The sequence below is a fragment of the Streptomyces sp. NPDC001410 genome, from assembly GCF_042895235.1.
In the GTDB taxonomy this organism is placed as follows: Bacteria; Actinomycetota; Actinomycetes; order Streptomycetales; family Streptomycetaceae; genus Streptomyces.
The window spans coordinates 141,471-165,428 of the sequence record NZ_JBIAWE010000021.1 but is presented as its reverse complement, the minus strand read 5'-3'; the positions used below and the strand labels follow the sequence as shown (position 1 = coordinate 165,428).

The 23,958-nt window shown below is 71.7% G+C and carries 21 protein-coding genes; 13 read left to right on the top strand and 8 right to left on the bottom strand.

Features of this window, described 5'->3' with window-relative positions; genetic code table 11:
* Positions 1-6 precede the first annotated feature (6 nt).
* From ACFY3C_RS37130 to ACFY3C_RS37120, 3 genes are all read right to left on the bottom strand, one after another.
* Positions 7-1,809 (bottom strand): alpha-galactosidase D, encoded by a 1,803-nt coding sequence (locus ACFY3C_RS37130; protein WP_390773970.1) that lies wholly within the window; start codon positions 1,807-1,809, stop codon positions 7-9.
* 36 nt (positions 1,810-1,845) lie between these two features.
* The gene (locus tag ACFY3C_RS37125) at positions 1,846-3,033 is read right to left on the bottom strand and encodes an ROK family protein (RefSeq protein ID WP_390773969.1); all 1,188 of its coding nucleotides are present in this window, start codon (positions 3,031-3,033) and stop codon (positions 1,846-1,848) included.
* A gap of 155 nt (positions 3,034-3,188) precedes the next feature.
* Positions 3,189-4,946, bottom strand: a complete 1,758-nt coding sequence (locus ACFY3C_RS37120) for a M4 family metallopeptidase (protein WP_390773968.1) — start codon at positions 4,944-4,946, stop codon at positions 3,189-3,191.
* A gap of 334 nt (positions 4,947-5,280) precedes the next feature.
* Here ACFY3C_RS37120 and ACFY3C_RS37115 point away from each other — a divergent pair, with 334 nt between their 5' ends.
* The 9 genes from ACFY3C_RS37115 (at position 5,281) to ACFY3C_RS37075 (ending at position 14,624) form a co-directional block, all read left to right on the top strand.
* Positions 5,281-6,480 carry a serine hydrolase domain-containing protein gene (locus ACFY3C_RS37115; protein ID WP_390773967.1) on the top strand — a complete coding sequence of 400 codons (1,200 nt, stop codon included), beginning with the start codon at positions 5,281-5,283 and terminating at the stop codon, positions 6,478-6,480.
* Between the two features lie 51 nt (positions 6,481-6,531).
* Positions 6,532-7,806 (top strand): CAP domain-containing protein, encoded by a 1,275-nt coding sequence (locus tag ACFY3C_RS37110; RefSeq protein ID WP_390773966.1) that lies wholly within the window; start codon positions 6,532-6,534, stop codon positions 7,804-7,806.
* A 56-nt stretch (positions 7,807-7,862) separates the two neighbouring features.
* Positions 7,863-8,540, top strand: coding sequence for an AIM24 family protein (locus ACFY3C_RS37105; protein ID WP_386578624.1), 678 nt, complete (start codon positions 7,863-7,865; stop codon positions 8,538-8,540).
* A gap of 153 nt (positions 8,541-8,693) precedes the next feature.
* Positions 8,694-9,734: a tetratricopeptide repeat protein gene (locus ACFY3C_RS37100; protein ID WP_390773965.1), complete on the top strand. Its 1,041-nt coding sequence runs from the start codon at positions 8,694-8,696 to the stop codon at positions 9,732-9,734.
* Positions 9,731-9,853, top strand: coding sequence for a hypothetical protein (locus ACFY3C_RS37095; protein WP_390773964.1), 123 nt, complete (start codon positions 9,731-9,733; stop codon positions 9,851-9,853). The genes ACFY3C_RS37100 and ACFY3C_RS37095 overlap by 4 nt, the downstream gene beginning before the upstream one ends.
* On the top strand, positions 9,850-10,875 hold the full coding sequence (locus ACFY3C_RS37090; protein ID WP_390773963.1) for a polyprenyl synthetase family protein: 1,026 nt from the start codon (positions 9,850-9,852) through the stop codon (positions 10,873-10,875). Before ACFY3C_RS37095 ends, ACFY3C_RS37090 begins: the two co-directional genes overlap by 4 nt.
* A 226-nt stretch (positions 10,876-11,101) precedes the next feature.
* Positions 11,102-12,703 carry a serine/threonine protein kinase gene (locus ACFY3C_RS37085; protein WP_390773962.1) on the top strand — a complete coding sequence of 534 codons (1,602 nt, stop codon included), beginning with the start codon at positions 11,102-11,104 and terminating at the stop codon, positions 12,701-12,703.
* Between the two features lie 123 nt (positions 12,704-12,826).
* Complete coding sequence (locus ACFY3C_RS37080) at positions 12,827-13,861, top strand: hypothetical protein (protein WP_390773961.1); 1,035 nt, start codon at positions 12,827-12,829, stop codon at positions 13,859-13,861.
* A 109-nt stretch (positions 13,862-13,970) separates the two neighbouring features.
* On the top strand, positions 13,971-14,624 hold the full coding sequence (locus ACFY3C_RS37075; protein WP_390773960.1) for a DUF2238 domain-containing protein: 654 nt from the start codon (positions 13,971-13,973) through the stop codon (positions 14,622-14,624).
* Between the two features lie 15 nt (positions 14,625-14,639).
* Here ACFY3C_RS37075 and ACFY3C_RS37070 read toward each other — a convergent pair whose 3' ends face one another.
* Positions 14,640-15,623 carry an aldo/keto reductase gene (locus ACFY3C_RS37070; RefSeq protein WP_390773959.1) on the bottom strand — a complete coding sequence of 328 codons (984 nt, stop codon included), beginning with the start codon at positions 15,621-15,623 and terminating at the stop codon, positions 14,640-14,642.
* A 137-nt stretch (positions 15,624-15,760) separates the two neighbouring features.
* On the opposite strand from ACFY3C_RS37070, the gene ACFY3C_RS37065 reads away from it, so the two are divergent.
* Positions 15,761-17,494, top strand: a complete 1,734-nt coding sequence (locus tag ACFY3C_RS37065; RefSeq protein WP_390773958.1) for a cholesterol oxidase substrate-binding domain-containing protein — start codon at positions 15,761-15,763, stop codon at positions 17,492-17,494.
* A gap of 20 nt (positions 17,495-17,514) precedes the next feature.
* On the opposite strand, the gene ACFY3C_RS37060 is transcribed toward ACFY3C_RS37065, so the two are convergent.
* Positions 17,515-18,408, bottom strand: coding sequence for an SDR family oxidoreductase (locus tag ACFY3C_RS37060; protein WP_390773957.1), 894 nt, complete (start codon positions 18,406-18,408; stop codon positions 17,515-17,517).
* Between the two features lie 167 nt (positions 18,409-18,575).
* On the opposite strand from ACFY3C_RS37060, the gene ACFY3C_RS37055 reads away from it, so the two are divergent.
* Complete coding sequence (locus ACFY3C_RS37055) at positions 18,576-19,475, top strand: LysR substrate-binding domain-containing protein (protein ID WP_390773956.1); 900 nt, start codon at positions 18,576-18,578, stop codon at positions 19,473-19,475.
* 1 nt (position 19,476) lies between these two features.
* Here the strand turns inward: ACFY3C_RS37055 and ACFY3C_RS37050 are convergent, their stop codons facing one another.
* Together ACFY3C_RS37050 and ACFY3C_RS37045 are read right to left on the bottom strand one after the other, a co-directional pair.
* Positions 19,477-20,082 (bottom strand): TetR family transcriptional regulator, encoded by a 606-nt coding sequence (locus ACFY3C_RS37050; RefSeq protein WP_386578614.1) that lies wholly within the window; start codon positions 20,080-20,082, stop codon positions 19,477-19,479.
* Positions 20,079-21,572, bottom strand: coding sequence for an MDR family MFS transporter (locus ACFY3C_RS37045; protein WP_390773955.1), 1,494 nt, complete (start codon positions 21,570-21,572; stop codon positions 20,079-20,081). Before ACFY3C_RS37045 ends, ACFY3C_RS37050 begins: the two co-directional genes overlap by 4 nt.
* A 431-nt stretch (positions 21,573-22,003) precedes the next feature.
* Here ACFY3C_RS37045 and ACFY3C_RS37040 point away from each other — a divergent pair, with 431 nt between their 5' ends.
* Both ACFY3C_RS37040 and ACFY3C_RS37035 read left to right on the top strand, forming a co-directional pair.
* On the top strand, positions 22,004-22,378 hold the full coding sequence (locus tag ACFY3C_RS37040; protein ID WP_386578612.1) for a tyrosinase cofactor: 375 nt from the start codon (positions 22,004-22,006) through the stop codon (positions 22,376-22,378).
* Positions 22,379-22,412: 34 nt separating this feature from the next.
* The gene (locus ACFY3C_RS37035; protein ID WP_390773954.1) at positions 22,413-23,234 is read left to right on the top strand and encodes a tyrosinase family protein; all 822 of its coding nucleotides are present in this window, start codon (positions 22,413-22,415) and stop codon (positions 23,232-23,234) included.
* Here the strand turns inward: ACFY3C_RS37035 and ACFY3C_RS37030 are convergent, their stop codons facing one another.
* Positions 23,235-23,927: a ribonuclease H gene (locus ACFY3C_RS37030; protein WP_390773953.1), complete on the bottom strand. Its 693-nt coding sequence runs from the start codon at positions 23,925-23,927 to the stop codon at positions 23,235-23,237.
* Positions 23,928-23,958: the final 31 nt, after the last annotated feature.

The window sequence follows — 23,958 nt, the reverse complement described above, 5'->3', positions numbered from 1 at the left end:
CTCCGATCACAGGCGGGGGGAGGCGGGGACGTCGATGCGGTCGATGTCGGGTGCGTAGTCCGAACCGCTGTCGAAGGTGAGGGTGTTGGCGCCCGCCTTCAGGGTGACGGGCACGCTCACCGTCTCGACGCTGCCCCAGTCGCCGGTGGAGGGGAACTTGTGGCGGGTGGCGCCGCCCGAGTTGGCGGACATGTTCACCGGGCGGGCGTCGCCGCTGACGTAGGCGACCTTGATCAGATAGGTGCCGGGCTTGTCGACGACGACGTTGTCGAAGCGGAGCTTGCCGCCGAGGTACAGGTTGCCGACCTTCTTGCCACCGGAGCAGGCGGAGCAGTCGGCGACCGACGCGTTGCCGCTGAGGATGTTGCCCGCGGACTCGGCCTCGTAGCCGGTGGTGTGCAGGGCGCCGCCGTGCGGGGAGACGGTGAACAGGCGGGAGCCGTGGGCGGGCAGGGCCTCGGTGATCTTGTTCTTGTACGTGCCCAGGTTCTCGTGGTTCCACAGGTCCCGCACGCCCGCCTTGCCGGTGAAGCCGAGGGAGGACCAGTCGGCGGTGACGGCGGCCGGCGAGTCGGCGAGGTTGAACAGGGCGACGGTGAAACTGCCGTCGGGGTTCTTCGCGGCCCACACCTGCTGCGGGTCGGAGGGTGTGACCGGCCGGGCGGGCGGTGTGTCGCCCTGGTCGACGGCGATGACCTCCTTGTTGGTCAGCAGCGAGAGGCCGTAGCTGTCGAGCTTGGTCAGGTCGTCGCCGGTGTAGAGCGGGGACTTGGCGACGGCCCACAGGGTGGCGTAGGTCTGCCGTTCGGCCTTGGTCAGGCCGTCCATGGCGCCGTTGCCGACGTCGAGGGAGTCGAGGTCGTTCCAGCCGCCGGGTCCGGCGTGCCGGGTCCAGCCGGGGGTGTCGTCGAAGCGGTCGTCGACGGAGTTCTCCCAGCTGACGAGGGTGTTGCAGTAGCACTCGACGTCGGTGTCGATGCGCCAGCCGCCCGAGTACTTCTTCCAGTCGGCGGCGTGCCCGATGTCCAGGGACCAGGAGATCTCCAGGTGGACGGGCCGGCCGGTGGCGGCTATCGCCTTCTGCCAGGCGGCCACGTCGGCAACGTTGTCGTAGTTGTCGCCGCTCTTGAAGGAACCGGGGCCGACGCCGTCGAGCTTGAGGAAGTCGTAACCCCAGTCGGCGAGCGCCTGGGCCTGGGAATCGACGTACTTCTGGGTGCAGGGCTTGGCGAAGTCCAGCTTGTAGGCGCTGTCCCAGCCGTTGGTGGTGCGCAGGTCGCCGTAGACGATGTCGGCGGTGGTGCAGCCGTCGGCGTGCCATATCGGCACCTTGCCGTCGCCGTACGCCTCCTTCTCCAGGCCGACCGGCAGGTAGATGCCGGCCTTGAGGCCCTTGGCGTGGATGTGGTCGGCGACCGCCTTCATGCCGTGCGGGAAGCGGACGGAGTCGGGCGTCTGACGGGCGTACTGGTCGAACTCGGGCTTCCAGGTCTTGTCCCGCCACCAGCCGGCGTCGATGTTGACGTAGGTGTAGCCGTACTTCTTCAGCTTGGCGGCGAGGGCGTCGGCCTGCTTCAGGACGTTCGCCTCGGTGAGGTAGCTGTAGTCGCCGTCCGGGTTGAGACCGGGGTACTTGGACGACTGCATGCTCCAACTGGACCAGCCCATGTAGGGCTCGGCGGCCGGGGCCGGCTGGGTGTCGGCGTGCGCGGCGGCCGGTGCGGTGCTGGCGAGACCCGCGGTGAGGGCGAGGACGACGGCCGCTCCGAGCCCGCGTGCGGGCAGGACGGAATACGAGGGTGACCACATGGGCCGTACCTCCTGGTTGGGTTCGGGTCGGGGCGCTCAGCCCTTTCCGCTGCTGGGGGTCGAGGTGATGAAGGACTGGATCGCGGCGGCCGCGGCGCCGCGCGCCCACTCCTCGAAGGGGAGCGGGCGGGTCTGAACGTCGCACTGGGCGGCCGAGCCGAAGGCGGCCGCGGTGAACGCCTCGCGGATCTGCTCGGCGAAGAGGTCGTAGGCGGCCAGGCCCTCGCCGGAGATGATCACGCGCTCGGGTCCGAGCAGGTTGGCCACGGTGGCGATGCCCCGGCCGATGGCCTCTCCGGCCCGTGCGTAGACCTCGCGGGCCCCGGGAACGCCTTGGTGGGCGAGGGCCACCGCCTCGGCGCTGTCCGTCACTTGACGGCCGGTCACCTCGCGGATTCGGGCGACGATGGCGGCGTCCCCGGCGATCGCCTCGACACAGCCGCGGTTGCCGCAGTGGCAGGGCGTTCCCGCCGGGTCGATGACGATGTGCCCGATCTCCCCCGCCACGCCGTGCGCGCCCGCGACCACCTGTCCGTGGACCACGAGTCCGCAGCCGATGCCCGCGCCGACGGTGACCACGGCGAAGTCGCTGAGGCCCGCTCCGGCGCCGAACCACTGCTCGGCGACGGTCAGCGCGCGCACGTCGTTGTCGACGGTGACCGGCAACCCGCTGGTCATTCCGGCGAGTTCGGCGAGGGGTACGTCCCGCCAGTCCAGGAAGGGCGAGTAGCGCACCACTCCCTCGGCGCGGTCGACGTCGCCGGAGACGGCGATGCCGAGCCCGCGGACGGGGGCGCCCGACTCGGCGGCGTGGCCGAGGAGTTCCTGGACGAGGTCCGCGATCGAGGCCAGCACCTTGCGGGTCGCCCGGTCAGGCAGGGGGACGCGCCGGGCGAGGCGGATGCGGCAGCACAGGTCGGTCAGTACGGCGATCAGCTCGTCGCCAGTCATCTTGACGCCGATGAACAGGGCCCGTTCGCCGTTGACCCGGACCTGGCCGGCGGGCCGGCCGAGGGTGGGGCGGGCCTCCTCGTCGGCGCCCTCCACCAGATAGCCGGCCTCCAGCAGGGGACGGACGGCCTTGGTGACGGCGGCCGGGGACAGCCCCGCGCGGCGGCCCGCCTCCAGGCGGGTCAGCGGGCCGTGGGACAGGACCGTCGTGAAGACCTGCGAGGCGGCCGGCGTGTGGGCCGGGAACGACTCGGCGGCGGGGGTCGGGCGCATGGCCGGGAACCTATGGCCATTATTTTCCGCTGTCAATAAAAGAAACAGCGGTTGTTGCGGGGGCAGTTGACCCGGCACCGGCCCACGGCTGTGGACATGCGGATGCCCCGCGCGAGGCGGGGCATCCGGTGGTGCTGGTGTGCTGCTGCCGTCCGTCAGTGGGCGGCCGGCGTGTTGGCGGCGGTGACGTTCACCGCGGCCCACGCCTTGTTCACCGTCTTGTACTCGGTGCTGGTCGAGCCGTACAGGTCCTTGGCCGCCTTCAGCGTCGCGACGCGCGCCTGGTGGAAGTCGGTGGTGGAGACCATGTAGCGGGTCAGCGCACGGTAGAAGATGGCCGTGGCCTTGGTGCGGCCGATGCCCTTGACCGTGGAGCCGTTGTACGTCGGCGAGTTGTAGTTCACGCCATTGATCGTCTTCTTGCCGCTGCCCTCCGCGAGGAGGTAGTAGGCGTGCGAGGAGACACCGGAACCGGCGTGCACCTCGGTGTAGTACGTGTCCGGCGACCAGTAGTCGATCGTGCCCTCGAGCTTGTCGAGCGACGGGTGGTCGAGGCGGCGCAGGAACTTCTGGTCCAGGCCCAGCTTCTCGCCGACCAGGTAGTCCGGCGTGTCCTTCGTGTTGTTGGCGTAGAACTCCACGTTGGAACCGAAGATGTCCGCGAGGGACTCGTTCAGCGAGCCGGGCTCACCGTACTGGTTGCCGTCGTTGTCGACGTAGGTCGGCTCGAGCTTGGCCGTGGCCTCCACGACACCGTGGGTCAGCTCGTGACCGGTGACGTCGAGGACGACGAGCGGCTTCTTGAACATCGTGCCGTCGCCGTCGCCGTACAGCATGCAGTTGCAGGTCGGGTCCCAGAACGCGTTGGCGACCTTGTTGCCCCAGTGGACCATCGCGCGGGCGGCCTTGCTGTTGTTGGCGATGCCCTTGCGGTTGAAGGTCTTCTTGTAGAAGTCCAGGGTCTTGGTCACGCCGTACTGGGCGTCCGCGGCCGCGCTGGCACGGCTGCTGGTCTTGTTGTTGCCCCACACGTTGGTGGTGCTGGTGAACTTCGTGCCCGCGCCGAAGCTCTCCGTGTACTTGTTCTTGGCGTCCCGGGTCTCGGTGCCGTACCGGGTCGGGTCCTTGAGCAAGTAGTGGCCGCGCGAGGTCGCCGTGGTGGTCAGACCGACGTTGCCCACGAAGAGGGTCTTGCCGGTGCCGTGCGCGGTCGAGGGGTAGCTCGTCGCGCCGGAGGCGCCCGAGCCGAGCAGACCGGCGGAGGCGTCGGAGCCGATGCCGGTGGCCGGGTCGATGGTCTCGCCGCGCTTGCGCAGCGTGTCCACCAGCTTCGGCGACAGGAACTGGTCCGCGTCGGGCGTGTTGCTGCGCACCTTGCCGGTGACGGCGTCGATGACGACGGTGCTGGAGGCACCCTTGTCGGTGACGGTCACCTGGTAGGCGAGGGCGGAGGCCCCGCCACGGGCGTCCAGGACCAGCTCGGCGTCACCCGCGTCGCCCTTGGCGACCTGGGCGGCCTTCGCCGCGGCCTGACCCGCGGTCAGCTTGGCCTTGATGGTGGCGGGCTTGACGGACTTGCCGGCCGCGCGGGTGACACCCGTGTAGGCCAGCTGCCGGTTCAGGTGGACGATGAGGTCGCCACCGAGAACGGGCATTCCGTTGTGAGTGCGGACGAAGCGGACGTGGCGCGCACCCTCGGGGTCGATCATCACGTCCTGGACGTGGAGTTCGTCGCCCTGCGAGACGCCGGTCGCCGTGTTGTGGGCGAAGGCCGCGGTGCGCGCCGCCTCCACCACCAGCGTGGCCGTCGAAGCGGCGGACGCGGAGGACCGCTCCACCCCCGTGGAGGGACCCGCGAAGGCCGTACCGGCCAGGCCCGTAGCAGCCGTCGTCACCGCGACGGCGACCGCCACGCTGCGTATGTGCGGTCTACGCAATCTGATCAGGGTTCCTTCGTTCGAGACAGCCGGAATCACCAACTGCCTTGAGACATGGCACTGTTGGGCGCCATGGGAGCTGGTCGGGCTCCGAGGAGTAACCCTTACGGATGAGTCATGCGCACGTAAAGCCGGAATGATCCATTTCGCGGTTTTCTATGACAATCCTTTACGAATGCCTGCCGCGGGGGTGATCACGATACGGCCAACTGTGTGTCGGCTGGGGAGACGTTGCCCGAATCCCCTAGGTTCCCAGGCCGGAATGTGACCGATGTCGCATCAGAATCCGCATGGATGGAGTGAGGGCCGAATGGTCTCAGCAAGGGTGAGCAGCGGTGCGGTACTCGGAGCGGTCGTGCTGTCGCTCGTCGCGGTCCCGGCGCGGGCCGCGACCTCGCAGGCGGACGCACCCACGCCGGCGGCGCTTCCGGCGCCCGACACCACGGGCCTGGACGCGGTGCTGCGCTCGGCGGTGACACAGGGCGCCCCCGGTGTGCTGGCCCGGATCGACGACAACGGCAGCACCTACCGGCTGAGTCGGGGCGTCGCCGACCGCGGCACACAGCGGGTCATCAGCACCGACGACCGCTTCCGCATCGGCAGCGTCACCAAGTCCTTCTCGGCCGTGGTCCTGCTGCAGCTGGCCGATGCGCACAAGCTGGATCTGGACGCCCCCGTCAACCGCTACCTGCCCAAGCTGCTGCCGGACGACCGCATCACGGTCCGGCACATCCTGAGCCACCGCAGCGGTCTGTACGACTACAGCAACGACATGTTCGCCAAGAGCGTGTCCGGCTTCGAGGCGGTACGGAACAAGGTCTACACCTACCAGCAGCTGGTCACGCTCTCCCTCAAGGAACCCCGCACCAACGCGCCCGGCGCCGCGTACTCGTACTCCAACACGAACTTCGTCGTGGCGGGCATGCTCATCGAGAAGCTCACCGGGCACTCCGTGAAGACCGAGTACCAGAACCGCATCCTCAAGCCGCTGAAGCTGACCGACACCTTCTACGTCCACCCCGACACGAAGATCCCGGGCCGGTACACGCGCGGGTACCTCACCCCGGACGCGGCCGGCGCCCAGCTCGTCGACGCGACCGCGCAGACGGTGTCGTGGGCGCAGAGCGCGGGCGCGATGATCTCCAGCGCGCGCGACCTGAACACGTTCTACTCGGCGCTGCTGCGAGGGAAGCTGATGTCCGCCGCGCGGCTCGCTGAGATGGAGCGGTTCACCCAGGTCAACAGCACCACGGCGTACGGTCTCGGGCTGCGGCGGCGGGATCTGACGTGCGGGGTGTCGGTGTACGGGCACACGGGGGCGGTGCAGGGGTACTACACGTACGCGTTCGCCTCCAAGGACGGGAAGCGGAGTGTTGCCGCCGTGGCCAACACGTCCAACAACTCGAAGGTGTTGAACACGATGGCGGGGGTGCTGGAGTCGGCGTTCTGCGGCAAACCGGCGAAGACGCTGGACAGCTCGGCCGTGATGGAGAGGGATCTGAAGGAGTAGGGATTCGTCGTCGCCGGAACCTGCCCGGGCCCGCCGTGCGTTCCTTGTGATGTGACGAGCGAGTTGGTTCCCGGAGGGAATCTGGCTCTGCCGGGCGGCGCGCTGGTGTTGCGGGTTGCCGGGCCCTTCGATGTGTCCGCCCTCGTCACGGACGGGGGCGGGAAGGTCGGTGGGGACGGGGACTTCGTGTTCTACAACCAGCCGGGTGCGCCTGGGGTGCGACTGCGTGGTGACACGCTCCACGTCGATCCGGCACGGCTGCGGGCCGGGGCCACCCGGGTCACCGTCGCCGTCAGCGCGGCCGAGCCGGGCATGCCTCTCGGGCGGTTGCCTGCGCCCCGGCTGGACGTCACCGACGGTTCCGGACACACTTTGACCCGCTTTGTCCCGCCGCGGCTCGGGCCGGAGACCGTGCTGCTGCTCGCCGAGCTGTATCAGCGGGGTCCCGGGTGGAAACTGCGGGCGATCGGGCAGGGGTATGCCGACGGGCTGGCAGGGCTCGCCCGGGACTTCGGGGTGGACGTCGTGGACGACGGCCCGCAGGCGGGTTCCGGTCCGGATGCCGACGGCTTCCTCGGGCTGGTCAACTCCGCCCGGGCCCGGGCCGGCTCCCCTCCGGTGGCGCTCGACGCATGCCTCGGCTCCGCCGCCCGGGCGCACGCCGACGCGATGGCCGCCGCCGGTCGGCTCACCGCCGAGGGCCTGGACGGCGTCTCGGTTCACCAGCGGATCACGGCCACCGGATACGCGTACGTCACCGTCGGCGAGCACCTCGTGTCCGGGCCCCGCACCCCGGCCGAGTTCGTCGCCTACTGCCTGGACACCGGCCAGGCCCGGCACACCCTGCTCGACCCGGGCTTCACCCATCTCGGCCTGGCCCACTCCGACGCGGGCGACCGGTACTGGACCGCGCTGTGGGCCAGGCCCCTGACGCCGGGCGAGTTGTCCCGGACGGTCGCCGAGGTCGTCGCGCTCACCAACGCCGAGCGGGCGAGGGCCGGGCTGGCTCCGCTGGCGGCGGATCCGCCGCTCGCGCGGGCCGCGCAGGCGCACTGCGCGGACATGGTGGCCCGCGACTTCTACGCGCACACCTGCCCCGACGGCAGCCGGCCCTGGGACCGGGCCGCCAGGGCGGGCTCCCGCCGGCGCACCATCGGCGAGAACATCGCCTGCGGTCAGCGCTCCCCCGCCGAGGTGGTGGACGGCTGGATGAACAGCCCGGGCCACCGCGCGAACATCCTCAAACCGGACTTCACGCACATCGGTGTCGGCTTCACCGGCGGCGGCCGGGCGGGCACCTACTGGGCCCAGCTGTTCGGTGGCTGACCGGGCACGTGCCGTGATCTTGGCGGAGCGGCACCTTCCGGGACACCATGCCCCGCATGAAGGGTGATCTGTTTTCCAGTCAGCACATGGTGCGTCCGGCCGTAGAGCCGGGCATGACCGTCGAGAACGCCAAGTGCATCAAGTACGCGGTCGACGGTGAGATGTTCGCCCGCCAGGGCGCGATGATCGCCCACCGCGGCGGTCTCCAGTTCGAGCGCAAGGGCCAGGGCGTGGGCGGCATGCTCAAGCGCGCGGTCACCGGTGAGGGGCTGCCGCTGATGGCGGTGCGCGGGCAGGGCGAGGTGTGGTTCGCGCACGAGGCCCAGAACTGTTTCATCGTCGAGGTGGAGCAGGGCGACCAGTTCACCGTCAACGGCCGCAACGTCCTGTGTTTCGACCCGTCGTTGTCGTACGAGATCAAGACCGTGAAGGGCTCGGGCATCGCCGGCGGCGGCCTGTTCAACAGCGTGTTCAGCGGACAGGGCCGGCTCGGCCTGGTGTGCGAGGGCAACCCGCTGGTCATACCGGTCTCGGCCCAGTACCCGGTGTACGTCGACACGGACGCGGTGGTCGGCTGGACCGCTCATCTGCAGACGTCCCTGCACCGCTCCCAGTCGTTCGGCTCGATGCTGCGCGGCGGCTCCGGGGAGGCCGTCCAGCTGATGCTCCAGGGCGAGGGATACGTCGTCGTACGACCGAGCGAGGAGACCCCGCAGAAGGTTCAGCAGCACTGACGCCCCGTGACGTGATCTACGCCTCACGGGCAACCCCCTTTGCCGTACCGGCGTCTTGACCGACAACAGACCATGCCCTGACCCCCAGGGTCAGGGCATGTTTTCGGCACGCTATACACATCATGTATACACACCGTGTATAGAAAGGCATGCATGTACGGCAAGGCTTTCGCCCCGGAGTACCAGGGCACCCTGACCACCCTGTCCGTGAACTCCTCGCTGGTCGACGTACTGAGCGAGGGCACCGAGCGGCTGCGCGAGGCCGAGCGGTCGGGCCGCCCCGACGAGGCCGCCCGCTGCGGGCTCGCCGTCGCCGAGGCGCACCGGCGGCTCGGCCAGGTGCGGGACGCCGACCGGGCCTGGAAGGCGAGTTACCGGTCCGCCCGGGAGGCCGGGGACACGGCCGCGATGGCGTGGGCGCTGTGGAGCGGCGGCACCCTCGCCCGGCAGCGCGGCGCGTTCCCGCTGGCTTGGCGGCTGCTCGGGCTCGCGGCCGAACTCGGCGAGCAGGGCGGCGACATCGTTGTCCGCGGCTACTCGCTGGCGGGCCTCGCGGAGACCGGCCGCATCCAGGGCGACTACGAGGCGGTCGGCCGGCTGCACGAGCAGTTGCTGGCCGAGGCCCGCAGGCGCGGGGAGGCCCGGCACACGGTGTGGGCGCTGGAGGGCATCGCGCAGATGCACCGCAACACCGGGGAGTACGACAAGGCGTACACGCTCTTCGAGGAGGCGGCGGAGATAGCCGAGCGGGCCGAGGACCGGCGCGGTCACGCCTGGGCGCTGCGCGGACTCGCCGACGTCCTCTCGGTCCGCGACAAGGACACCGAGCGGGCGCTGGAGCTGCTGGCGCGGGCCGAGGTCACCTGCCGGGCGATGAACCTGTCCAGCGCGCTCGCCTACAACCACAAGATGCGCGGCAACGTCTTCTACCGCGCGGGGCGGTACGCCGAGGCGCGGGACCTGTACGAACTGGCCCTGGAGGAGTTCCGGGCGATGAGCGAGCCGCGCGGCGAGGCGCTGGCCCGGCTGGGCCTGGCCAAGTCGCAGGCCCACCTGGGCCACGACCGCGCCGAGACGGCGGCCGAACTCGCCGACCTGGCCCGGGTGCTGGAACGCAGCGGACTCAGGCACGCACGGGAGATGGTGGCCCGGGCACAGGCGGAGTTCGGCCTGGACGCGGAGGCCGTACGATGACCACGCTCCCCTCAGCCCTGCACACGCCGGCCACGGCTCCGGAAATCCTCGACCACTGCCGGAAGTTGACGCGCCCCGCGCTGACAGAGTTCGGCTCGGACGCGGAGGCCGTACGATGACCGCGCTCCCCTCGACGGTGCAGGCACCGGCCTCGGCTCCGGAAATCCTCCGCCACTGCCGGGAGTTGGTGCGCCCCGCGCTGACGGAGGCGGTGGGACGGCTGCACCCCTGGGTGGCCGAGATGGCCGCGTACTCCTTCGGCTGGTGCGAGGTCGGCGGCGCTCCCGCCGCCGCGCCGGGCGGCAAGGGCGTACGACAGGCGCTGGCGGTGCTCGGCGCCCGGGCGGCCGGCGCCGACGGGCGCGCCGGGGTCCCGGCGGCGGTCGCGGTGGAACTGGTGCACGCCTTCTCCCTGCTCCACGACGACATCATGGACGGCGACGCCACCCGGCGCCGGCGCCCCGCGGTGTGGAAGGCGTACGGCACGGGTCCCGCGGTCCTCGCCGGCGACGCCCTGTTCGCGCTCGCCGTGGAGACCCTGGCCGCCGAGCCGAGCGGTCCCGGTGCCGTACGGCTCCTGTCCACGGCCCTCGCCGATCTGGTGCGCGGGCAGGCCGACGACCTGCTGTTCGCCGAACGGCCCTTCGGCGGGCCGGAGCGGGTCACGCCCGAGGAGTACCGGGCGATGGCAGAGCACAAGACGGGCGCGCTGCTCGGCTGCGCCGCGGCGCTCGGGGCCACACTGGGCGGGGCGCCCGAGCCGGTCGTCACCGCGCTGGACCGCGCCGGGCGGCATCTGGGCGTCGCCTTCCAGCTGGTGGACGACGTGCTGGGCCTCTGGGGCGACCCGGCCGTCACCGGCAAGCCGGCCGGCGGCGATCTGCGCGAGCGCAAGAAGACCTTCCCGGTCCTGGCCGCGCTCGACTCCCCCGCCGCCCGCCACCTGCCCGCCCTGCTGGACCACCCCGGCCGGACCGAGGAGGCGGCCGCGCTGATCGAGCGGGCGGGCGGGCGCACGGCGGCACTGACCGAGGCGCGCAGACACACCACCACCGCGCGCTCCCTGCTCACGCAAGTCCCGCCGCCCGCCGCCGAGGAGATGCTCCGGCTGCTGGACTTCCTGGTGGCCCGCGACCTCTGAAATTACGTTGATTCCGGACACTGCGAGCGCGGCGGCGCACCCGGGCATTTACCGTCGGTTACCCGCAGGTCGATGCCCGGCCATGTGCCGTTATCCCAAACTCGCAAGCGCTTTCGACGAGTTGAATAAAAGGCAGGAACGGGGCCGGAGTTTCGGATTCTTTGAACACTCCCCCGCACACCCCGCGTATCTCTGAGAAAGGACGAGTCAGGGGTTTCAGCGAGGGATGACCATGGTCAAGGCGCACGTCTCCGCACACGAGTTGGTCGCCGGCCGGTACCGGCTCCTCGAGGTCTTCGCCCGGGAGACGAACCGGCTGTGGTGGTACGCGGAGGACGTGGCGGCGAACCAGCCCCGCCTGGTGGCACAGACCGGCCTCCCGGAGACCTGCGACGCGGACACCCTGCGCCGCGCCACGGCCCGGGTCGTCCGGACCTCCGCGACCATGCGGCTCCTGTGCCCCGGCCAGGTCGCCACGGTCGTCGACGCCGTCGTGGAGACGGGCACCCTGTGGACGGTCACGGACTGGATCGACGGCATCCCCCTCAACGAACTCCTCGACCGCGAAGGCCCGTTCAACCCGGTTCGGGCGGCGCGCATCGGCCTCGAAATTCTCGACGTGCTCCAGGCCGCGCACGACGAGGGCATCACCCACGGCGAGCTGAGCCCCGGCCAGGTCTTCGTCCGGGACGCGGGCCCGGTCGTGGTCGCCGGGTTCGGGCTGGCGGGCGCGACGCTGGCCCCGAGGCTCACGGCACCGTCGTACGCCTCGCCGGAACAGGCCCGTGACGAACGCATCGGACCGGCAGCCGACCTGTGGGCGCTGGGCGCGATCCTGTACACGACGGTCGAGGGACGCCCGCCCTTCCGCGACCGGGGCCGCCCCGACGCCACGCTGAAGGCCGTGGACCGGCTGCCCCTGCGCACCCCGCTGCGCACCGGCCCGCTCACCCAGTCCGTCCAGGGGCTGCTGCGCAAGAACTCCCGGGAGCGGCTGACCCGGCCGGTGGTCCGCGAGGCGCTGATCCGGGCCCTCGACGAGGACGCCGACGCGGACCGCGACCCCGCGCCCGCGCCCCGGCTGCGCAGCGCCTACGCGGCCGTCCGGCACGTGGGCCCGGTACGCGGCAGAGGGATGATGGTGGCCGGGACCGCGCTGGCCGTCGTCACCGTCACGGCGGCCGTCCTGGCAGCGACCCACCAACTGCCCGGCACCTCCACCGCGGCCGAGCCGCCACGGCCCACCGCCACGGCCGCCCCACCGGCCGACCGCACCGAGAACAACTCCCCCGGCCCGAGCGCCAGCCCCAGTGCGAGCACGAGCATCAGACCGAGTCCCAGCAGTTCCCCGTCCCCGGCCCTGCCTGCCGGCTTCCACCGCTACACCGCCCCGGAGGGCTTCTCCGTGGCCCTGCCGGACTTCTGGAAGCGGCTGACCACCTCACGCGGGGCCGACCACGCCTACCGCATCACCTTCGGCACCGACGCCGACTCCCCGACCCTCGCCGTCACCTACAGCGAGCAGGCCGGCCCGGACCCGGTCGCCGTGTGGCGGGACGAAGTCGAACCGGTGCTGGAGCGGCTCCCCGGCTACCACCGGGTCGGCGGCATCCGGGCCACGGCCTACCAGGGTCATCAGGCAGCCGACCTGGAATGGCTGTCCGGATCCGGCGACGCACGGGTGCACACCTTCGGGCGCGGATTCCTGCTCGGCGGCGGGCGCAGCTTCTCCCTGCGTTTCACCACTGCGGACAAGGCCTGGGACGATGCCGGTAACCAGCTCGCTCTCAGGACCTTCCTGCAGACCTTCCGCGAGACCAAGGGCTGACCGGCACCCGGCGGCGGACAGGCGGGGCCGTCAAAGCGTTGCCAATGGGTGGATATAGGCTGTCCAGTCGCACTCGCGCACCGAGTGCGGTCCCGCCCAGACATGCCTCCAGGAGAGTCATCCGTGACCCTTGCGATCGACCCGTCCGAGACGTCCGTGCCGGCCGCGGCGCCCCTGTCCGACCTCGTGGCGCGGGACGCACGCGAGTTCGGCGTCTACGCGCGCACCGGCGGCTGGGCCTTCGCGCTGATGGTGGCGCGCAGCGTGCGGCCGGGCGGACAGGCCGCCGGTGAGACACCGAAGGTGTCGGCGAAGGAGTTCGCTGAGCTGGCCGGCTGCTCGCCCGAGCGGGTCATGCGCTACTACAAGGCCTGGGACCGCGCGGCCGACGACGGGCTCGTCCCGCACTTCGAGGCGCTCCGGCCGGGCCAGGACGTCGAGCTGCCGGACGCCGACGTGTGGCTGAGCTACTACGTCTCCCGCAACAGCGCCACATCCGAGCGCGGCACCGCCATCGCCCAGGCCGCCGAGGCCGAGGGCATCCGTCCCACCAAGGCCCTGGAGGTCGCCGAGAACCCCACCGCGCTGCGCGCCGCGATCCTCGCCGACCCCTCCACCGCCCGGGCCGCCCGCTCCGCCCTGCTGGACCGGCTCAAGGAGGACCCGGACCTGCAGGCCGAGCTGGCCCGGGACGTCGTACGCACCGACGACCTGAAGAAGGCCGTGGCGAGCGAGAGCCGCTCGGCCGACCGGATCGGCTACGTCCGGCAGATCGCCGAGTCCGGACAGATCAGGACGCCGGCCGGACAGACCGTGGACGCGCCCGTCGGGCTGCGCGAGGAGGCCGAGCGCCATCTGTCGCTGATCGACGAGCTGGACGACGGCGAGGACACCGGCGAGTGGGCCACCGAGGCCTACGACACCCTGAAGTCCCTCGTCGCCGAGACGGTCGAGGCCGACCCCGAGCTGCGGGTCCAGGAGCGGCGGACGAAGTTCTACAGCAGCCTGCAGAAGGCGACCCGGGCGTTCGAGGAGCTGACCTTCGACGACGCCCAGGACTTCTACGAGGACGACATGGTCCAGCGCCTGGAGGAGCTTCAGCAGGCCATCGGCACCTGCCTGACCGCGCTGCGCGGGGCCGTCGGAAGCCAGTCGTAGGGCGCGGCGGACATCCCCAGCCCGGGCTGAGTAGCGGTACTCATGCCCGGGCCCGTCGGCCGCCGCCACGATGGGGGCTCCTTCCTCTCCTCCTGCAAGGAGCCCCGCCATGACCGCAGTGCACCCCGCCCCGCTGCCCGCACCGCGCCGCGTGCCGCCCGCCCTGTTCGCGGGCGTGGTGGCCGTGGGCCTCGCCGTGTCGGCGTGGGACGTGCACGACCGCACGACCTGGTTCCTGGAGACGGTCTGGGCGCTGGTCGGGCTGCCCCTGGTGGTGCTGGTCTGGCGGCGCTTCCCGCTGACCGGGCTGCTGTGCGGGCTGCTGGCCGTGCACGCGCTGGTCCTCGCGGTCGGCGGCCACTACACCTACGCGCAGGTGCCCGCGGGCGACTGGGTGCGGGACGCCTTCGGTCTGTCCCGCAACCCGTACGACCGGTTCGGGCACCTGATGCAGGGCTTCGTCCCGGCCGTCCTCGTCCGCGAACTGCTCAGCCGCACCTCGCCGCTGCGCGGCAGCCGCTGGCTGGCCCCGCTCACCGTGTGCGCCTGCCTCGCCTTCAGCGCCTGCTTCGAACTGCTGGAGTGGGCGGCCGCCGTGACCGGCGGGCACAGCGCGGACGCCTTCCTCGCCGCCCAGGGCGATGTGTGGGACACCCAGTGGGACATGTTCTGCGCCCTGATCGGCGCCGTGCTGTCGCTGCTGCTGCTCAGCAGGGTGCACGACCGTCAGCTGGCCGCACTGGAAGCCCGTACGGCCGGCTGACCGCCCGGACGGCACCTACCAGCGCTGCTCCACCTGGTCCTTGATCCGGCGCTCGTACAGGTCGCGGATCGCGGTGAACGTCTCCTCGGGCAGCGGCGGCAGCTTGGCGGCGGCCGCGTTGGCCCGGGCCTGCTCCGGGTTGCGGGCGCCGGGGATGACCGTGGTCACGCCGGGCTGCTCGGCGATCCAGCGCAGGGCCAGCTGGGCCGGGGTGTACCCCTCGGGGGCGAGCGCGGCGAACTCGGCGGCCGCCTCGACGCCGGTCGCGTAGTCGACGCCGGAGAAGGTCTCGCCCTGGTCGAAGGCCTCGCCGTGCCGGTTGTAGGTGCGGTGGTCGTCGGCCGCGAAGACCGTGTCCTTGGTGTACTTGCCGGACAGCAGCCCGGAGGCGAGCGGCACGCGCGCGATGATGCCGACGCCCGCCTCCCGTGCCGCCGGGAGCACCTCGTACAGGGGCTTCATGCGGAACGCGTTGAGGATGATCTGCACGCTGGCCACGTTCGGCCGGGCGATCGCGGTCAGCGCCTCGGCACAGGTCTCCACGCTCACGCCGTACGCGGCGATCCGCTCCTCGGCCACCAGGGTGTCGAGGGCGTCGAACACCTCGTCGGAGGAGTAGACGGGGGTGGGCGGGCAGTGCAGCTGCACCAGGTCGAGGCGGTCGACGCCGAGGTAGCGGCGGGAGCGGTCGTTCCAGGCGCGGAAGTTGTCCAGGACGTAGTTCTCGGGGATCTGCTCGACCCGGCGGCCCATCTTGGTGGCCACGAGCACGTGCAGATCGGGCCGGCCGCCCAGGAAGGCGGCGATGGTCGACTCGCTGCGTCCGTCGCCGTACACGTCGGCCGTGTCGAAGAAGGTGACCCCGGACTCGGCCGCCGCCTCCAGGACGGACAGGGCCTCCTTGTCGTCCACCTCGCCCCAGTCGGCGCCCAGCTGCCATGTGCCGAGTCCGACGACCGATGCCCGCTGACCCGACCTGCCGATTACGCGTTCGTCCATGGCGTCAGTGTGTCACCAGGTCTCGCATCCCGCGGAACACGTCGCTCCGGCGGGAGTCTGTGCGTGTTTCACCCACATGAGTGATTGAGGACTCGACGGAACGTCGGTTGCCGTAAAGCGGACCCTAGCGTGAGTCCGTGATCGATCATTCAGTGAGCAACTCCCCTTCCTGGAGCGGTGGTTCGGCTCCCGTGAGCCGCCGCGGCTTCCTGCGCACGGCCGCCGCGCTGGCTGCCGTGCCCGTGCTGGTGGCGGCCGATCCGGCCCTCGCCGCGGCCGAACTCCCGGGGTTTCCGGCCGAGGTGGCGCTCCACCGCTCGGCGTACCGCAACTGGGTGGGCGAGATCACCGCGGACGGGCTGTGGGCCTGCGCTCCCATCACCCCGGAGCAGGTGCTCTCCGTCGTCAACTGGGCGTGGCGCAACGGGTGGCGGGTGCGCGCGCGGGGCAGCTCGCACAGCTGGTCGCCGCTGACGATCACCGAGGGCACCACGACGGACACCCGCGTCCTGCTGGTCGACACCGCACCCCATCTGACCGGCGTGGCGCTGGAGGGCGCGTCGGCGGTGCGCGCCGGCACGGGAGTGAGCCTCGAAGCCCTGCTCACCTTCCTGGAGGGGCAGGGCCTCGGCCTCACCGCCACACCCGCGCCCGGCGACCTCACCCTCGGCGGCGCCCTGGCGATCGACGCGCACGGCACGGCCGTGCCTGCCGACGGTGAGCACCCGCTGGCCGGCGCGACGTACGGCTCCCTGAGCAACCGGGTCCTGGAGCTGACCGCGGTGGTGTGGGACGAGGGCGCGGGGGCCTATGTCCTGCGGACGTTCCACCGCGCGGAGGCGGACTGCGCCGCGCTCCTGACCCATCTCGGACGGTCCTTCGTCACGGAGGTGGTCCTGCGGGTCGGCTCCGACAGCAGCCTGCGCTGTGTCAGCCGTACCGACATCCCGGCCTCCGAACTGTTCGCGGCGCCCGGCTCCCGCGGGCGCACGATGGAGACGTTCCTGCGGCGCTCGGGCCGGGTCGAGACGATCTGGTTCGCCTTCACCGAGTTCCCGTGGCTGAAGGAGTGGAGCGTCACGCCGGTCAAACCGCTCACCTCACGGCACGTCACCTCGCCGTACAACTACCCGTTCTCCGACAGCGTGCCGACCGTTGTGGCCGACCTGGTGGGACGCATGTTCACGGACGCGGCCTGGTACCTGGCGCCGGTGCTCGGCAACGCACAGCTCGGCGTGGCCGACCTGGGGCTGGCGACCACGCTGTCCGCCGATCTGTGGGGGCCGTCGAAGAACACCCTGCTGTACGTGCGGCCCACCACGCTGCGGGTGACCGCGAACGGGTACACGATCCTCACCACGCGGGCCGGGGTTCAGCGGGTGGTGCACGAGTTCACCAGCCGCTACCGGGAGCGGCTCGAGGCGTACGCGGCGCTGGGCCGGTTCCCGGTGAACGGCTCGGTGGAGATCCGGGTGACCGGCCTGGACGACCCCGCCGACACGGGCGTCGAGGGCGCCCGCGCCCCGCTGCTGTCCGCGCTGCGGCCGAGCGGGGCCCGCCCCGAGTGGGACACCGCGGTGTGGCTGGACGTGCTGACCCTGCCGGGGACGCCGTACGCGGAGGCGTTCCTGCGCGAGCTGGAGGGGTTCCTGCTGGACACGTACGACGGCGGGTACGCCCTCGCGCGCGTGGAGTGGTCCAAGGGCTGGGCGTACACCGAGGACGCCGCATGGAGCGACCCGGAGGTGCTGGGCTCGGCCGTGCCCGGCTCGTTCGAGGCGGGCGTGTGGGAGCAGGCGGTCGGGATCCTCGACCGTCTGGACCCGCACCGGGTGTTCGGGAACGGCTTCCTCGACCGTCTGCTGCGCTGACTTCGCCTGGACGCGGCTGACTACGCCTCGAAGTAGTGGCCCTCGTCGAGGTCGGCGAGGAGGCCGGGCCCCTGCGGCTCCCAGCCGAGGAGTCCGCGGGTCCGCGCGCTCGACGACGGGCAGTCGGCGCCGGCGAACCGGCCGAGCCAGCCGAAGTGGTCCTGGGCCCCTTCGACGGGCATGCTGACGACGGGCACGTCCAGGTGCCGGCCGATGACCGCGGCGATGTCCCGGAAGGGCACCCCTTCCTCGTCGGTCGCGTGCAGCCGGGTGCCGGCCGGTGCGGACTCCAGGGCCAGCCGGTACAGCCGGGCCGCGTCCGAACGGTGCACGCCCGTCCAGCGGTTGGCGCCGTCGCCGAGGTAGGCCGACGCGCCCTTCGCCCGGGCGATCCCGATCAGGCGCGGCACGAAGCCCTGATCGCCCCGGCCGTGCACGGAGGGGGCGAGCCGGACCAGGCAGGCACGCACCCCGCGCTCGGCCAGTGCGAGGGTGGCCTCCTCCGACGCGGTCCGGTGCCCGCCCGGCGCGGGCCCGTCCTCCTCGGTGACCGCACCGTCCCCGTCCGCCCGGACGATCCCCGTGCCGGAGGTGACCAGGAAGGGCTTGCCGGAGCCGGTCAGAGCGACGCCCATCGCCTCGATGGCCCGCAGGTCGGTGGTGCCCGCGGCGTAGATGTCGGTGAAGTCGTGTATGAAGGCCAGGTGGATCACGCCGTCGGCCGCGGCCGCGGCGCGGGCCAGCCCCTCGGGGTCGTCCAGGCTGCCGCGGTACGCCTCGGCCCCCGCCGACTTCAGCGAGGCCTCCGCCTCGTCCGAGCGGGCGAGGCCGACGACCTCGTGCCCGGCGGCGATGAGTTCGGGAACGACGGCGGATCCGACGAACCCCGTGGCACCGGTGACGAAAACACGCATGGTTGATCTGCTCCTCGGATACTGGGCGGGAATGACTTCATCGTTGGTCCGAGGCCGCCTCCAGGTCCAAAGCCTGTTTCGAATGACGCAATACAGATCAGGCATCACCGCAGGTCAGCGCAATTGTGAGCGGGCAGGAAGAGCGCGCATGGCAGTACGCTTGAGGCATGACAGACGCGGCCGCCCACGTGGACCTCGACCTTCGGCTGGTGCGGTACTTCACGGACGTGGCCGAGCACCGGCACTTCGGCCGCGCCGCGACCGCCCTGCACATCGCCCAGCCGTCCCTGAGCCGTCAAGTGCGGCGCCTGGAGCAGCAGGTGGGCGCCCGGCTGTTCGACCGCACCCCGCGGGGCACCCGGCTCACCGAGGCCGGAGAGGCCTTCCTGCCGCGTGCGAAGGCGCTGTTGCGCGCCGCGGCCCAGGCCACCGCCGTCGCCCGGGCCGCCGCCGAGCCCAGCCGGATCACCGTCGGCTTCACCTCCGGCATCTTCGTCACCCCGGCGGTGCGCGACCTGCGGCGCAGGTTCCCGGACGCCGACGTGCGGACCGCACATCTGCGCTGGAACGAGGCGCGGGACGCGCTGCTCGACCACCGCGTGGACGCGCTCGTGACCCGGCTGCCGTTCGTCACCGAGGGCCTGCGGGTGACGGTCCTCTACGACGAACCGCGCGTCCTGGTCGTCCCGCTCGACCACCGGCTGGCGGGCAAGGAGTCGGTCACCGTGGACGACATCGCCGACGAGCCGCTCCCCCGGGTGCCGGACCGGCTCTGGGACGCGTTCTGGCGCATCGATCCCCGGCCCGACGGCAGCCCGGCCCCGGACGGCCCGTACATCGACGGCATCGAGGACAAGTTCGAACTCGTCGCCTCCGGGCAGGCGGTGGCGATCGCGCCGGGCATCCCCGGCATCGGCATCCGTCCCGGACTCACCTCGATCCCGCTGCACGGCGTCGAACCCAGCCATGTCGCGCTGGCGACCCGCGCGGGCGACAACGGCCGGCTGCTCACGGCGTTCCGCAGGTGCGCGGAGGCGCTGCTGACCGGCCACCAGACCGTCGGGTGACTCAGGTGCCGGGCGTCAGCTGTTCCTGTACGAGGGGGCCGTAGCGGTCTGCGATGACGTCGATGTCGGTCTCGCGCAGATGCGGGCCGCGCGCGATGCCGTACATCGCCCCGAGCCCGAGGAGGCCGGCGACGGCGAGTTCGGCGCGCAGGCCCGCGTCGGGGCCGGTGAGCCGGGCGGCGAGGCGTTCGATCACCTGGGCGCGGAAGTTGGCACGCAGGATCTCGCCGTGGTCGCCGTGCAGGGACGCGAAGGCGATACGCACCAGCGGGTCGACGCCGCGCTCCCGCTGGCTGGCCAGCACATGGCGGACCATGTGGCGGCCCAGCTGCTGAAGCGGCGCGTCGAGCAGGTCGTCCGCGTCGGTGTCGAAGGACATCACGCGGGCGAAGAGGGCGTCCTTGTTGCCGAAGTACTTCAGGATCAACGGCGGGCTGACACCGGCCCGTTCGGCGACGGCCTTCAGGGTGATGTCGGCGTGCGCGTGCCGGGCCAGCAGGTAGCGGGCGGCCTTGAGGATGACCGCCTTGGTGGCCTCGGCGTCGCGACGTGCGGGGGCTTCCGGGAGGTGCGCTCGGGGGCCGGATGGAGTGCTCACGGCACTCATGCTCCCTCCATCGCCTCGTCGCGCGCGCCCCGGGTGGCTCCCCCGGCGCGCCTGGTGTCGCCGGAGGGCCTGTCGCCCGGGATGGACAGGGCCGCGGCGCAGGCGACCAGGGCGATGGCCCCGGCCATCGCGAACGCCAGCAGATAGCCGTGCAGTGTGGGCACCGGAACGCCGCCGACGAGGCTGCTGTGGTGGACGAGGACGGCTGCGACGGCGGCGCTGGAGACGGCCTGGCCGATGGTGCGCATGAGGACGTTGACGCCGTTGGCGGAGGCGGTCTGGGCGGCCGGGACGGCCCGCAGGATCAGGGTCGGGAGCGCGGAGTAGGCGAGGGTGGTGCCGGTCGCCACCACCGTGGCACCGAGGATGATCATCCACAGGTCGCGGCTGTCGGCGATGCGGACCGCGTAGCCGCAGGCGATGACGGCGGCGCCGAGGGCGAGGGTGACGCGCGGGCCGCGCGCGGCGGAGATACGGGCGGACACGGGCGAGAAGAGCAGCATGGTGACGCCGCCGGGCAGCAGGCACAGGCCGGTGGCGACGATGGACAGCCCGAGGCCGTAGCCGGTGGCCTTCGGGGCCTGCACCAGCTGGGCGGTCACGAGCGAGTTGGCGTAGAAGGCGAAGCCGGTCAGCAGGGCCGCCACGTGGGACAGGCCCACCCGCGGCCGGGTGACCAGGCGCAGGTCGACCAGCGGCCGCTCGGCGCGCAGCTGCTGCCACCACCACAGGGCGAGGACGGCGACGGCCGCGAGGAACAGCGCGAGGATCCGGGGGCTGCCCCAGCCCCACTGGCCGCCCTGGGAGACGCCCAGCAGCAGGCACACAAGGCCGGCGGCCAGGCCCAGCGTGCCGAGGACGTCGAAGCGGCCGGGCTCGCGCACCGGCGACTCCCTGACCGCCCACCAGGTGGCCGCCACACCGAGTGCGCCCAGGGCGCTGGTCAGCCAGAACATGGTGTGCCAGTCGGCGTACTGGATCACCAGCGCGGCGAGCGGCAGGCCGAGGGCGGCGCCGATGCCGACCGTGGAACTCATCAGGGCCACCGCCGAGCCCCGGCGCTCCGGCGGGAGTTCGTCGCGCAGGATGCTGATCGAGAGCGGGACGACGGAGGCGGCGGCGCCCTGGAGGGCGCGAGCCACGATGAGCACGCCGATGTCGCAGGACAGGGCACACATCACCGAGCCGACGGTCATCAGGCCGAGCGCGGCGGTGAGCACCCGGCGCTTGCCATACATGTCGCCGGCCCGGCCGAGCACGGGGGTGAGCACCGCCCCGGACAGCAGGGTCGCGGTGACCATCCAGGAGACGGTGGCCGCCGATGCGTGGGTCAGCCTTGGCAGGTCGGGCAGCAGCGGTACGACCACGGTCTGCATGACGGCCATGAGGATGCCGCCCGACGCGAGCACCGGGATGGTGAGGCGGTCCCGCAGCCGGGGCGCCGCGGTGGACGTGCCGGGCGGCTGGGATATCGGGGCGGGGTGGCCCATGGGCGCTCCTGTGAACGGCTCGGACTGCCAGGTGAATACGAATTCACGTTATCCGGTGAATGGCCATTCACCCAAGATATCGCCCCGCACTCCGGCCGCCCGCCGGGCCAGGTTCTCCTCACACCTGGTCGCGGAGGTGAGCCACGCCCTGGTTCCAGCCGGATCGCGTCAGTCTGGCGCGGTGACCCCCGCCACTCGGGCGCAGCGTGAACGAGAAAGATCACCGGATCACCGGACACCCCGGCAAGGAATTCCCCGTTCCGCAGCAGAAGCGCCCATCTTCACAGCAAGATCATCTTGCTTCAATCTTCTACGACATGTGGCCAATTGTCCGGATCACAGCCAACCGGTTCCGGGCGATTTCTTCCCCTCCTGGACGGCCCGGTAGGCATGCGGAGTCACCACTCGAACTCCCCCACAGGAGGACACGCATGCCCGAAATCACCCGGCGCCGCGCGCTCACCGCGGCGGCCGCCCTGGCCGCCACGGCCTCGGCCGCCACACTCGTCGCACCCGGCGCCTCGGCCGCCGAACACCAGCACGGCGCACCGGACTCCTTCGACGAGGTCTACAAGGGCCGCCGAATACAGGGCCGTCCGTCGAGCATGGGCGGTCACCACCACGAACACGGCGGCGGCTACTCCGTGTTCGTCGACGGGGTCGAGCTGCACGTGATGCGGAACGCGGACGGCAGCTGGATCAGCGTCGTCAGCCACTACGACCCGGTGCCCACGCCGCGCGCCGCCGCCCGTGCCGCGGTGGACGAGCTGCAGGGTGCCCCGCTGCTGCCGTTCCCCGCCAACTGACCGCCCCCGCAAGGACATCCGGAGCACCACGCACATGACCGTTCGCAAGAACCAGGCCGCCCTGACCGCCGACGAGAAGCGCCGTTTCGTGGGCGCCGTCCTCGAACTCAAGCGCAACGGGCGCTACGACGAGTTCGTCCGCACGCACAACGGCTTCATCATGGCCGACACCGACAGCGGTGAACGGACCGGCCACCGCTCCCCGTCCTTCCTGCCCTGGCACCGCAGATTCCTGCTCGACTTCGAGCAGGCCCTGCAGGCGGTCGACTCCTCGGTCGCCCTGCCGTACTGGGACTGGAGCACCGACCGCACGGTGCGCGCCTCGCTGTGGGCGCCGGACTTCCTCGGCGGCACCGGGCGCAGCAGCGACGGCCGGGTGATGGACGGCCCGTTCGCCGGGTCCACCGGCAACTGGCCGATGAGCGTCCGCGTGGACGGCCGTTCATTCCTGCGCCGCTCGCTCGGCACGGCCGTGCGCGAGCTGCCGACGCGCGCGGAGGTGGAGTCCGTGCTGGCCATATCGACGTACGACATGGCGCCGTACAACAGCTCCTCCGACGGCTTCCGCAACAACCTCGAGGGCTGGCGCGGGGCCAATCTGCACAACCGGGTCCACGTCTGGGTCGGCGGGCAGATGGCCACCGGGGTCTCCCCCAACGACCCGGTGTTCTGGCTGCACCACGCCTACGTCGACAAGCTGTGGGCCGAGTGGCAGCGCCGGCACCCGGACGCCGGTTACCTGCCGACCGGCGGGACGCCCGACGTCGTCGACCTGAACGACACGATGAAGCCGTGGAACGACGTGCGCCCGTCGGACCTGCTGGACCACACGAAGTTCTACACCTTCGACAGCTGATCAGGCCTCGGCGGTACGGCACTCCGGGTGGCCCCAGCCCTGCGCGTTCTTGGCGATGGACTCGCCGGCCGCGTAGCTGCGGCCGCACAGGCAGCGGCCGGGGAACTTCGCCTTGATGGTGCGCGAGGACGCTCCGCCGCCGGTCCGGCGGGGCGCCTTGCGGCGCGGGGCGGCTGCATTGGGCGTGTCGGGCGACGGTGGCGGCTCCGCGGAGCCGAGGGCGCTGCCGGCCTCCTCCTGGACCGAGGCGGCCTGGCTGGCGGCGCGGTCGGCGAAGTCGTTGAGCGGGTCGCCGTCGACCTGGTGGGCGGGGACGTAGCGGAACTCCACGGAGCGGCCGTCGAGCAGCTCGTCGATGCGGACCACCAGCTCCTGGTTGGCGACCGGCTTGCCGGCGGCCGTCTTCCAGCCGTTGCGCTTCCAGCCGGGCAGCCAGGTGGTGACCGCCTTCATCGCGTACTGCGAGTCCATGCGGATCTCCAGCGGCACGTCCGGGTCGACGGCCGCCAGCAGGCGCTCCAGCGCGGTCAGTTCGGCGACGTTGTTGGTGGCCCGGCCGAGCGGGCCCGCCTCCCACCGGGCGGGGGTCCGCTCGTCGTCGGAGACCACCCATGCCCATCCGGCCGGTCCGGGGTTTCCCTTCGAAGCCCCGTCGCACGCGGCCACCACACGTTCACGCATGCGCTCGATCATGCCATGGCCGCGCCCGCCACCGCTCCGGGCC